The organism is Streptomyces sp. NPDC088197, from assembly GCF_044741185.1.
In the GTDB taxonomy this organism is placed as follows: Bacteria; Actinomycetota; Actinomycetes; order Streptomycetales; family Streptomycetaceae; genus Actinacidiphila.
Genome location: NZ_JBIUSD010000007.1, coordinates 433,007 through 444,185, shown reverse-complemented (window position 1 = coordinate 444,185; position 11,179 = coordinate 433,007). Strand labels below are relative to the sequence as shown.

At 72.3% G+C, this 11,179-nt stretch carries 9 protein-coding genes; 5 read left to right on the top strand and 4 right to left on the bottom strand.

The window, feature by feature from the left end:
• Nucleotides 1-1,134, top strand: a 1,134-nt coding sequence (locus ACIOC1_RS20275) for a biotin/lipoyl-containing protein (RefSeq protein ID WP_401855771.1), incomplete at its 5' end; no start/stop codon positions are given.
• A 159-nt stretch (nt 1,135-1,293) separates the two neighbouring features.
• Here the strand turns inward: ACIOC1_RS20275 and ACIOC1_RS20270 are convergent.
• A complete protein-coding gene (locus tag ACIOC1_RS20270) occupies nt 1,294-2,727 on the bottom strand; it encodes a DHA2 family efflux MFS transporter permease subunit (protein WP_391163285.1) in 1,434 nt (477 codons plus the stop codon).
• Nucleotides 2,728-2,947: 220 nt separating this feature from the next.
• Here ACIOC1_RS20270 and ACIOC1_RS20265 point away from each other — a divergent pair, with 220 nt between their 5' ends.
• Nucleotides 2,948-3,559, top strand: coding sequence for a TetR/AcrR family transcriptional regulator (locus ACIOC1_RS20265; RefSeq protein ID WP_401855768.1), 612 nt, complete (start codon nt 2,948-2,950; stop codon nt 3,557-3,559).
• Between the two features lie 39 nt (nt 3,560-3,598).
• Here ACIOC1_RS20265 and ACIOC1_RS20260 read toward each other — a convergent pair whose 3' ends face one another.
• Together ACIOC1_RS20260 and ACIOC1_RS20255 are read right to left on the bottom strand one after the other, a co-directional pair.
• Nucleotides 3,599-4,552, bottom strand: coding sequence for a DeoR family transcriptional regulator (locus tag ACIOC1_RS20260; RefSeq protein WP_391050564.1), 954 nt, complete (start codon nt 4,550-4,552; stop codon nt 3,599-3,601).
• A gap of 142 nt (nt 4,553-4,694) precedes the next feature.
• The gene (locus ACIOC1_RS20255; protein WP_401855765.1) at nt 4,695-6,152 is read right to left on the bottom strand and encodes an NAD(P)H-quinone dehydrogenase; all 1,458 of its coding nucleotides are present in this window, start codon (nt 6,150-6,152) and stop codon (nt 4,695-4,697) included.
• Nucleotides 6,153-6,282: 130 nt separating this feature from the next.
• Between ACIOC1_RS20255 and ACIOC1_RS20250 the strand changes: the two genes are divergently transcribed.
• From ACIOC1_RS20250 to ACIOC1_RS20240, 3 genes are all read left to right on the top strand, one after another.
• Nucleotides 6,283-6,720 carry a gamma-glutamylcyclotransferase gene (locus ACIOC1_RS20250; protein WP_401855762.1) on the top strand — a complete coding sequence of 146 codons (438 nt, stop codon included), beginning with the start codon at nt 6,283-6,285 and terminating at the stop codon, nt 6,718-6,720.
• Nucleotides 6,721-7,617: 897 nt separating this feature from the next.
• A complete protein-coding gene (locus ACIOC1_RS20245; protein WP_391050561.1) occupies nt 7,618-8,433 on the top strand; it encodes a purine-nucleoside phosphorylase in 816 nt (271 codons plus the stop codon).
• A gap of 156 nt (nt 8,434-8,589) precedes the next feature.
• A complete protein-coding gene (locus ACIOC1_RS20240; RefSeq protein WP_401855759.1) occupies nt 8,590-10,305 on the top strand; it encodes a phospho-sugar mutase in 1,716 nt (571 codons plus the stop codon).
• A gap of 33 nt (nt 10,306-10,338) precedes the next feature.
• On the opposite strand, the gene ACIOC1_RS20235 is transcribed toward ACIOC1_RS20240, so the two are convergent.
• Nucleotides 10,339-10,992 (bottom strand): hypothetical protein, encoded by a 654-nt coding sequence (locus ACIOC1_RS20235; protein WP_401855757.1) that lies wholly within the window; start codon nt 10,990-10,992, stop codon nt 10,339-10,341.
• Nucleotides 10,993-11,179 lie beyond the last annotated feature (187 nt).

Below are 11,179 nucleotides of genomic sequence, written 5' to 3'. Positions count from 1 at the left end.
ACGCAGTGCCTGGCCGACACGCACGGCAATGTGGTGGTGGTCTCCACGCGTGACTGCTCGTTGCAGCGGCGTCATCAGAAGCTGGTGGAGGAGGCCCCTGCCCCGTACTTGTCGCAGGCGCAGGTCGACCAGCTCTACAGTGCGTCGAAGGCGATCCTGCGTGAGGCGGGGTATGTGGGTGCGGGCACGTGTGAGTTTCTGGTGGGCCAGGACGGCACGATCTCGTTCCTGGAGGTCAACACCCGGCTGCAGGTGGAGCACCCGGTGACCGAGGAGGTCTCGGGGATCGATCTGGTGCGGGAGATGTTCCGGATCGCCGACGGTGAGGCGCTGGGGTATGACGACCCGGTGCTGCGGGGGCATTCGGTGGAGTTCCGGATCAACGGTGAGGACCCGGGACGGGGTTTCCTGCCCGCGCCGGGCACGGTGACGCGTTTCGACGCGCCGACGGGTCCGGGGGTGCGGCTGGACGCGGGTGTGGAGTCCGGCAGTGTGATCGGTCCGGCGTGGGATTCGCTGCTGGCCAAGCTGATCGTGACCGGTGCCACGCGTGAGCAGGCGTTGCAGCGTGCGGCGCGGGCGCTGGGCGAGTTCACGGTGGAGGGGATGGCGACCGCGATCCCCTTCCACCGTGCGGTCGTCACCGACCCGGCGTTCGCACCCACCGACGGGAGTCCGTTCACGGTGCACACGCGGTGGATCGAGACGGAGTTCGACAACACGATCCCGCCGTTCGCGGGTGCGGTCGTGGACGAGGACGACGCGCCGGGCCGGGAGACCGTGGTGGTGGAGGTCGGCGGGAAGCGTCTGGAGGTGTCCCTGCCCGCGTCGCTGGGGATGACGCTGGCGCGGACGGCGGCCGCGGGGGGTGCCAAGCCCAAGCGGCGGACGGCGGCGAAGGCGGGTGCGGCGGTCTCGGGTGACGCGCTGCCCTCACCGATGCAGGGCACCATCGTGAAGGTCGCGGTCGAGGAGGGCCAGCAGGTCACCGCGGGTGATCTGATCGTGGTCCTGGAGGCCATGAAGATGGAACAGCCCCTGAACGCCCACCGGTCGGGCACCGTCATCGGCCTCAAGGCCGAAGTCGGCACCTCCGTCTCCTCCGGCGCCGTCATCTGCGAAATCAAGGACTGACGCCACAGCACGCACGAAGGCGGTACGGCAGCGGCCGTACGTACGAAACGCCGGTGGGGCCGGTCACGACGACCGGCCCCACCGGCGTTCGCGCGCCGGTCCACACGCGCGGCTCCGTACCGTCAACACGGTCAACAGAGCCCCGTCAACGGGTCACCGTCAGCGCAGGGACACCGGTTTCGGGCTGCGCAGCGCCAGGACCAGGGCGACGGACAGGGCGGTGAAGACCGCGGCGGCGGTGAAGGCGGCGGTGGCGCCGTGGATGAACGGCTCGCTGTGCGCGTGGCGCGAGACGGTGCCGAACACCGTGACCAGGATGGACAGTCCGAGGCTGCCGCCGACCTGCTGCATCGTCTGGAGCAGCCCGGACGCGGAGCCCGCCTCCTTCGGCTCGACGCCGGAGAGGATGAAGGTGTTGAGCGGCATCATCGTGAAGCCGACGCCGACACCGATCAGGATCAGCGGGCCGAGGATGCCGCCCGCGTACCCGTCGGACGCGTTGAGCGTGGAGAGCCAGACCGTGCCGCCGACGTTGAACAGACCGCCGGTGGCGGCGACGCGCTTGGCGCCGAAGCGGGCGAGGGCGCGCGGGGCGAGGCGGGCGGCGACGAACAGCGGTCCTGCCAGCGGCAGGAAGGCGAAGCCGGTCCGCAGCGGGCTGTAGTGCAGATACGTCTGAAGGTACTGGGTGGAGAAGTAGAACACGCCGAACATCCCGGCGGGGACGAGCAGCATGATCCCGTACGCCAGCGCGCGGTTGCGGTTGAGGAAGAGCCGCAGCACGACCAGCGGGCGCTCGACGCGGGTCTCGTTGATCAGGAACGACACGAGCAGGGCGGCGGCGATGACGAAGCTGGTCAGGGCGCGGGAGTCGGTCCAGTGGCTCTCGCCGACGCGGATGAAGGCGTAGACCAGCGAGGCCATGCCGAGGGTGCCGGTCAGGGCGCCGGCGATGTCGAACCGGCCGCCGGGGTGCCGCTCGGTCTCCTTGATGTAGCGCGGGGCGAGCAGCACGATGGCCAGGCCCACGGGGACGTTGACGAAGAAGACCCAGCGCCAGGAGCCCCAGTCGGTGAGCATGCCGCCGACGGTGAGGCCGATCGCGGAACCGGCGCCGGAGATCGCGGAGAAGACGCTCAGCGCGCGGTTGCGTTCCGAGCCCTCGGAGAACGAGGTGGCGATCAGCGCCAGGGTGCTGGGCGCGGCCAGCGCGGCGGCGGCGCCTTGCAGGCCGCGGGCGATGAGCAGGGTGGTGGAGTCGTTGGCGACGCCGCCGGCCACGGAGGCGAGGGTGAAGGCGCCGACGCCCCACATCAGCGCCCTGCGGCGGCCGATCAGGTCGCCTATCCGGCTGCCGAGCAGCAGCAGGCCGCCGAAGGCGAGCGTGTAGACGTTCAGCACCCAGGACATGCCGGTGGGCGAGAAGCCGAGATGGGTGCCGATGCCCGGCAGGGCGACATTCACCACGGTGGCGTCGAGCAGCAGCATGAGCTGCGTGCCGACGATGGCCACGAGGGCGATGAACGGACGCCCACGGGCGGGGGACGGAGTGCGGGATGCGGTGGAGAGCGCGCGCACTGCGGGTGTGGACATGCTGAGTAAGCCTCCAGCGGAGAGCAATAAACGGAGGGTTCCTCCGTTAACTATACGGAGACAGCCTCCGGTTCTACAATCGCTTTTGGGCGGACTTTGACGAACGATGGGTTCCGGCGAGCCGCGGGCACGGGTGGCGTGGGCGTGGTCAGCCGTGGACGTGGGCGCGCCGCGGGTACGGGCGAGCCGTGAGGACCGGCACTTCAGGAGGCATGACGCCATGCGGGCAGACGCGCAGCGCAATTACGACCGGCTGCTGGAAGAGGCCGCCCAGGCCTTCTTCGTGCACGGCACCGACGTCGCCCTGGAGGACATCGCGCGGCAGGCCGGGGTGGGCATCGGCACGCTGTACCGCCACTTCCCCGACCGCTACACCCTGATGAACGCCGTCTTCGAGCGGGAGCTGGTCAAGCTCAACGCGCGCGCGCAAGAACTGCTGGAGGAGCCGGACCCGGTCGACGCGCTCACCAAGTGGCTCTACGCGGTCGCCGTGCACTCCACCGCGTACCGCGGCCTCGCCAAGGCCATCATGTCCGCGCCGGACGCGAAGATGCCCGCGTGCAAGGCGCTGCTGCGCTCGTCGGGCGAGGCGCTGCTGCGGCGCGCGCAGGACGCGGGCGAGATCAGGTCGGACGCCACCATGTCCGACCTGCTCAAGCTGATCAACGCGATCGTGCTGACCGCGGAGAACAACCGGGAGGACACGGGGCTGTTCGTTCGCCTGATGACGCTGACCCTGGACGGCCTGCGGACCCGGCAGGACACCGGCCGCGGGGCCGTGGAGGACACCGGCCGCAGGGCCGTGAGGGAGACGGCCGCGGAGCCGGTCTAGGAAGCTCGGGTAGCGGGGAGCCCCGGTGGGCGGGGAGCCCTAGCGGCGGCGGACGTCCGCCAGCCGCGGGGTGGGCTCGGTGCCGCCGCCTCCGGCCAGCGACGGGCCGCCGCCGGGCAGCGGCTGGGCGCTGCGCAGGGGCTGGGGCCGCCGGGGTCCTGGCAAAGGCTGGTCGTGGCGCGGACGTCCGGCGGCGATGGCGTCCGCGCCGGTCAGCGGCGCCACGGTGATCTGCACGCCGCGGTCGGCGAGCGCCTGGAGTTCGGTACCGGCCCGCTCGTCGCCGCCGGGCGGCTCGTCGGTGACCAGGTGGGTGATGAGGTCGGTGGGCACGGTCTGGAACATCGTGTCGGTGCCGAGCTTGGTGTGGTCGGCGAGGACGACGACCTCGGCGGCGGACTGCACCAGCGCCCGGTCCACGCTCGCGGAGAGCATGTTGGACGTGGACAGGCCGCGTTCGGCGGTCAGGCCCGCGCCGGACAGGAAGGCGCGGGAGACCCGCAGCCCCTGGAGGGACTGCTCGGCGCCGCTGCCCACCAGGCCGTAGTTCGACCCGCGCAGCGTGCCGCCGGTCATCACCACCTCGACCCGGTTGGCGTGCGCCAACGCCTGTGCCACCAGCAGGGAGTTGGTGACCACGGTCAGTCCCGGCACCCGCGCGAGCCGACGGGCCAGCTCCTGCGTGGTGGTCCCCGCGCCGACGACGATGGCCTCGCCCTCGTCCACGAGATCGGCGGCGAGTTCGGCGATGGCCGACTTCTCCGCGGTCGCTAGATGGGATTTCTGCGGGAAACCGGACTCCCTGGTGAAGCCACCGGGCAGGACCGCACCGCCGTGCCGGCGGTCCAGCAGTCCTTCGGCCTCCAACGCCCGCACGTCCCGGCGCACGGTCACTTCTGAGGTCTGGACGACACGGGCGAGTTCACGGAGCGAGACCGCCCCGTTCGCCCGCACCATTTCGAGGATCAATTGGCGACGTTCTGCAGCGAACACGGAACCGACAGTAACGCCAACGTCCGTCGGCTTTCAGCACTTTGCACCAGATGACGGAAGTCGTGCACAAAAGAGACCGGCGAGTGCTATACGCCGACCGTGCGTTCGCAAACGACGCCTTTCCGGATGACGCGAGGGGCCGTCAGCCCAGATCCGCCTCGGCCGCCTTGCGGGTGTGCAACTGCCGTGCCACCTCGGCCACCGAGCCGGACAGCGACGGGTACACGGTGAAGGCGCTGGCGATCTGCTCGACCGTCAGATTGTTGTCGACGGCGATCGAGATGGGGTGGATCAGCTCGCTGGCCTTGGGCGCGACCACCACTCCCCCGACCACGATGCCCGTGCCGGGACGGCAGAACAGCTTCACGAAGCCGTCCCTGATGCCCTGCATCTTGGCCCGAGGATTGCGCAGCAGCGGCAGCTTGACGACATTGGCCACGATCCGCTTGTTGTCCACGTCGGCCTGCGTGTAGCCGACGGTGGCGATCTCCGGGTCGGTGAAGACGTTCGAGGAGACCGTCTTGAGGTTGAGCGGGGCCACCGCATCGCCGAGGAAGTGGTACATCGCGATCCGGCCCTGCATGGCCGCGACCGACGCGAGCGCGAAGATCCCGGTCACGTCACCGGCCGCGTACACGCCGGGCGCGCTCGTCCGCGACACCTTGTCGGTCCAGATGTGACCGGAGTCGGTCAGCTTCACGCCCGACTCCTCCAGCCCCATGCCCGAGGTGTTCGGGATCGCGCCGACCGCCATCAGGCAGTGCGTGCCCGTGATCACCCGGCCGTCGGCCAGCGCGACCTCGACCCGGTCGCCGATCCGCTTGACGGACTGGGCGCGGGAGCGGGCCATCACGTTCATGCCGCGACGCCGGAAGACGTCCTCCAGTACGGCGGCGGCGTCCGGGTCCTCGCCGGGCAGCACCCGGTCGCGGGACGACACGAGCGTCACCGTGGAGCCGAGCGCCTGGTACGCGCCCGCGAACTCCGCGCCGGTCACGCCGGAGCCGACCACGATCAGTTCCTCGGGCAGCTCGTCCAGGTCGTAGACCTGCGTCCAGTTGAGGATGCGCTCGCCGTCGGGCAGCGCGTCCTCCAGTTCGCGCGGGCGCGCGCCGGTCGCCACGAGCACCGCGTCTGCGGTCAGCCGCTCGGTCGTGCCGTCCGCGGCCTCGACCACCACGCAGCGGCTGCCGTCGGCGGCGGTCTGACAGCCGTCGAGCCGCCCCCGCCCGCGCATCACCCGGGCGCCGGCCCGCGTCACGGACGCGGTGATGTCGTGCGACTGCGCGAGCGCCAGGCGCTTCACGCGTCGGTTGACCTTGCCCAGGTCCACCCCGACGACGCGCGCCGAGCGCTCCAGCGGCGGGGTGTCGTCGGCGACGATGATGCCGAGTTCCTCGTACGACGAATCGAACGTCGTCATCACCTCGGCGGTGGCGATGAGGGTCTTGGACGGTACGCAGTCGGTCAGCACCGACGCCCCGCCCAGGCCGTCGCAGTCCACGACGGTCACCTCCGCGCCGAGCTGCGCCGCCACCAGGGCAGCTTCGTAGCCGCCGGGTCCGCCTCCGATGATCACGATCCTTGTCACGTACCCCATTGTCCCGCACGCGCCAAGTGTTCTCCGCCAGGGGGCACGCTTGTCCGATCCGGGTGCCGTCGCCCGCCGTCCGGACACCCCGAAACGGCGTGCGGCCGTCCGCCGCGCGTGCTCCCGTACTCTCGTGGTCATGTCGCTCTACGCCGCCTACGCCAGCAACCTCGACGCGCGGCTGATGACCCGCCGCGCCCCGCACTCCCCCCTGCGCGGCACCGGCTGGCTCGACGGCTGGCGGCTCACCTTCGGCGGCGAGCAGATGGGGTGGGAGGGGGCGCTCGCCACGCTCGTGGAGGACGAGGACAGCCAGGTCTTCGTCGGGCTGTACGACGTCGCGCCCGTCGACGAGGAGTCGCTCGATCGCTGGGAGGGTGTGCCGCTCGGTCTCTACCGGCGCGCCACCGTCCGCGTTCACACGCTCGACGGGGAGGTCGCCTCGTGGCTCTACGTGCTCAACGATTACGAGGGCGGGCTGCCCTCTGCCCGCTACCTGGGTGAGTTGGCTGACGCCGCCGAGTCTGCCGGGGCCCCGCATGACTACGTCATGTCCCTCCGCAAGAGGCCCTGCTAGCGCCTGGGCCGTTCCCGGCCGTGTCTTTTTTTCCCGCCCGCCCACCCGTGCGGGTGTTTTCTTCGTCTGCGGGTGCCGCTTGTGCCTGGTCGGTGCCGGTCCGGGGCACCTCCTCGAAATGCGGCTACCTGCTCCCGCGCATACGGCACCCTCCCTGTCACCGCATTTCTGCGGGGGCACCCCGGCCCGTCCCCTCCCGGTACGTCGGCGTCCGCCTGTCCGGTGGGGGTTGCCGGGGTGGGTGTCCAAGACCGTGAGGGCACCCCGAGCGTCCTCCACCCAAGGGGCTGCACGGCCCCTCACACGGTCCGCAGGCGGACAGGTGTCAGAGACAGGCAGTCTCCGCCGATTTCCCACGGCGGAGGAACAGCCGGGCGCCCCCACCGGTCTTTGACACCTCCCTCAGCCACAGCGCACAGGCACACGCCGGCGTACTGGAGCCCTCGCGCCCACCCCGGCGGGTCGACGGCGGCGCAGGACCCGCACCGCACCCCCCTCCACCACCACAGCCGACCGTCAGACGCCGACGTGCCCGAGCCCATCCATCCCCCTCCCGCCGCCGCGGGCGGGTCGGGGGGCGCAGGGGCCGAGCCCCCACCCACCCCCCTCCCGGTAACCCCCACCGGACAGGCGGACGCCGACGTACCGGGAGGGGACGGGGCGGGGTGCCCCCGCAGAAATACGTTGACGGCCGGGTGCCGGATTCGTAAAGGCCAGGTGGTACGGATTTCGAGGAGGTGCCCCGGCCCGGCACCGACCAGGCACAAGCGGCACCCGCAGACGGAGAAAGCACCCGCACGGGTGGGCGGGCGGGCAAAAACGGGGCCCTGCCGGGGGAGCCGCACTTCGTAAGCCCAGGGCACCGTCTACGCGCGTAGGCCGAGACAGGTTACCCTCATGCGCGTGAACGCTTCTGTGAATGCCGACCCCTACGCCGCGGCCGACGCCGCCGCCGCCCGCCTGCGCGAGCTGACCGGCGCCGAGACCCACGACGTCGCCCTGGTGATGGGCTCGGGCTGGGTGCCCGCGGCCGACGAGCTGGGCGTGGCGGACTATGAGCTGTCGATCACCGACCTGCCGGGCTTCCCGGCCCCGGCGGTGGAGGGCCACTCGGGCAAACTCCGCTCCGTGCGGATCGGCGGAGTGCGCGCCCTGATCTTCCTGGGCCGTACGCACCTGTACGAGGGCCGGGGCGTCTCCAGCGTCGTGCACGGAGTGCGCACGGCGGTGGCGGCCGGCTGCAAGACGGTGGTGCTCACCAACGGCTGCGGCGGCCTGCGCCCCGGTTACCTGCCGGGCCAGCCGGTGCTGATCAGCGACCACATCAACATGACGGCGACCTCGCCGATAGTGGGCGCGAACTTCGTCGACCTCACCGACCTGTACTCGCCGCGGCTGCGGACGCTGTGCCGCGAGATCGACCCGACCCTGGAGGAGGGCGTCTACGTCCAGCTTCCCGGGCCGCACTACGAGACCCCGGCCGAGATCGGGATGGTGCGGGCGATCGGCGGCGACCTGGTCGGGATGTCGACCACGCTGGAGGCCATCGCGGCCCGCGAGGCCGGCGCCGAGGTGCTGGGCATCTCGCTGGTCACGAACCTGGCCGCGGGCATGACGGGCGCGCCGCTCAACCACGAGGAAGTGCTGGAGGCGGGCCGCGAGTCCGCGACCCGGATGGGTTCGCTGCTCGGGCGCGTCCTCGGACGTCTGTAGGCACGTGGAGCCCGCGGGCGCGTAAAGCCGGGTGGACGGGCGGGGTAGTACGTAAAACTGACCCTGCCGGTGGAAACCGGCCCTGCCGCCCCGCGCGGCGGCATCGGCTGGAGGGGCGGGCCCTGGCGGCCCGACCCACGTGGAACGGAGAGCGGCATGGCGGGCGGAAACGGCGGGCGTGAGCTGGTGGAGCGCGCGCGCCAGTGGCTGGCGGAGGACCCGGACCCGGACACCCGCGCGGAGCTGGCGGGCGTCCTGGAGGCCGCGCAGGCGGGCCCGGACGACCCGGGCGGCGCGCAGGCGCTCGCGGATCTGGCGGACCGTTTCAGCGGCACGCTCCAGTTCGGCACCGCGGGCCTGCGCGGCGAGCTGGGCGCCGGGCCGATGCGGATGAACCGCGCGGTGGTGATCAGGGCCGCCGCGGGCCTGGCCGCGTATCTCGGGGAGCGCGCCGAGGACGCCCTGGTCGTGGTCGGCTACGACGCCCGGCACAAGTCGTACGACTTCGCGCGCGACACCGTGGCCGTGATGATCGGCGCCGGGCTGCGCGCCGCGCTGCTGCCCTCGCCGCTGCCGACGCCCGTACTGGCCTACGCCATCAGGCACTTGGGCGCCGCGGCCGGGGTGATGGTGACCGCGAGCCACAATCCGCCGCAGGACAACGGCTACAAGGTCTATCTGGGCGACGGCTCGCAGATCGTGCCCCCGGCCGACGCGGAGATCGCCGAACGGATCGCCGCGGTGGGCGCTCTGGCCGATGTGCCGCTGGCGGCGGGCGGTTGGCGGGTGCTCGGCCCCGACGTGGTGGAGGCGTATCTGGCCCGCGCGGCGGGCGTGGTCGCCGAGGGCGGCGCGCGCGATGTGTCGGTGGTCTACACGCCGATGCACGGGGTGGGCCTGCGGACGCTGATGGCGGCCTTCTCCCGCGCCGGTTTCCCCGCGCCGACGCCCGTGTCCGAACAGGCCGAGCCCGACCCGGACTTCCCCACCGTGGCCTTCCCGAACCCGGAGGAGCCGGGGGCGATGGACCTGGCGTTCAAATGCGCCCAGTCCGTCGGCCCCGACGTCGTGATCGCCAACGACCCGGACGCCGACCGCTGCGCCGTCGCCGTACCCGACCGCGACTCCCCCGCGGGCTGGCGGACGCTGCGCGGCGACGAGTTGGGCGCGCTGCTCGCGGTGCACCTGGTGCGTACGGGCGCGGCGGTGGCCGGGCGCGACACGTTCGCGGCGAGCATCGTCTCGTCGTCGCTGCTGTCGAGGATCGCGGCGGGCGCGGGCCTGGCGTACCGGGACACGCTGACCGGCTTCAAGTGGATCGCCCGCGTCGAGGGCCTGCGGTACGGGTACGAGGAGGCGCTGGGCTACTGCGTCGACCCGGAGGGCGTACGCGACAAGGACGGCATCACGGCGGCGCTTCTGATCGCCGAGCTGGCCGCGACCCTCAAGCAGCACTCGCGCACGCTCACCGACCTGCTGGACGACATCGCGCTCGACCACGGTCTGCACGCCACCGACCAGCTCTCGGCGCGGGTCGCCGACCTCTCGCTGATCGCGAACGCCATGGCCCGGCTGCGCGATCGGCCGCCGGCCGCGCTCGCGGGCCTCGCGGTGACGTCGGCCGACGATCTGGCCGAGGGCAGCGAGCAGTTGCCGCCGACGGACGGGCTGCGCTACCACCTGGCGGGCGCCGGGACCGTCGAGTCGGCGCGGGTGGTCGTCCGGCCGAGCGGTACCGAGCCGAAGCTGAAGTGCTACCTGGAGGTCGTGGTGCCGGTGGCCTCGGCCGCCGATCTGGGCGCGGCGCGGCGTACGGCCGACGAGGTGATGGCCGCGCTGAAGGCGGATGTGGCGTCGGCGGCGGGTATTTGACGGCGCGTCACATCGCGTGCGGGTCGGGCCCGTTCAGTCGCGGGTCAGATAGCTGAAGCCGGTGTCGGGGCCCACGCAGGTCTGGAGGGTGAGGTCGCCCCAGTAGAGGCCGTTGTCGGGGCCGCCCCTGCCGGGGTTGACGTAGGTGGCGTAGACGTGGAAGGACAGCGTGCCCCTCGGGGTGTCCAGGGTGACGCGGGTGCCGACCGGCAGCGGGGCGAGCTTGTCGTAGCCGCAGTAGTCGTGGCCGACGATGACGGAGGTCCGCATCTCGTAGCCGTCGGAGAGCGCCGGATCGGGTCCCGAGAACAGCACGGCCGCCCCGCACGCGTCGATGGTGGCCTGGTCGCCGCGCACGACGGGCCGTGACCAGTCGCCGATCCGCAACACCGTGGTGCCGGGCGGGTATTGACGCTCGGCGGCGGCCTTCTTCGGCGCGGCGGGTGCGCCGCGGGACGGGTTCGGCCCCGGCCGGGCGGCCGTCGTGGCGGGCGGCGGCGCGCCCGTCCGGGAGGGGGCGGCGGATGCCCCGGCTCCCTTCGTGCCCTTCACGGCCTCGGCCTTCCCGGTCGGCGGCGGGAAGGCCGGTGGGGTGCTCGCGGCCGGATCGGCGTACGGACGCGGCCGGTTGGCGTCCCCGGCCGGTGACGCGGCGGACGGGTCGGGCACGGTAGGCGCGCTGGGCACGGCAGGCACGGTGGGCACGGCGGGCGCGGACGGCCGCTGTACGGGGACGCGCGTACGGTCCGCGGCGGCCGGTGGGGTGTGCGCCGCCGGGTGGGCGCACGAGGTCAGGGCCGCGGCCAGCGCGGTGGCCACGGACGCGGTCAGCAGCGCGGGTGCGTACGGACGGCACCGTGGGCTGCGCGGAGGT

Coding starts and splice junctions, on each gene's coding strand:
- ACIOC1_RS20270 (WP_391163285.1), bottom strand. CDS start 2,727: ATGTCCACACCCGCAGTGCGCGCGCTCTCCACCGCATCCCGCACTCCG.
- ACIOC1_RS20265 (WP_401855768.1), top strand. CDS start 2,948: ATGCGGGCAGACGCGCAGCGCAATTACGACCGGCTGCTGGAAGAGGCC.
- ACIOC1_RS20255 (WP_401855765.1), bottom strand. CDS start 6,152: ATGGGGTACGTGACAAGGATCGTGATCATCGGAGGCGGACCCGGCGGC.
- ACIOC1_RS20250 (WP_401855762.1), top strand. CDS start 6,283: ATGTCGCTCTACGCCGCCTACGCCAGCAACCTCGACGCGCGGCTGATG.
- ACIOC1_RS20245 (WP_391050561.1), top strand. CDS start 7,618: ATGCGCGTGAACGCTTCTGTGAATGCCGACCCCTACGCCGCGGCCGAC.
- ACIOC1_RS20240 (WP_401855759.1), top strand. CDS start 8,590: ATGGCGGGCGGAAACGGCGGGCGTGAGCTGGTGGAGCGCGCGCGCCAG.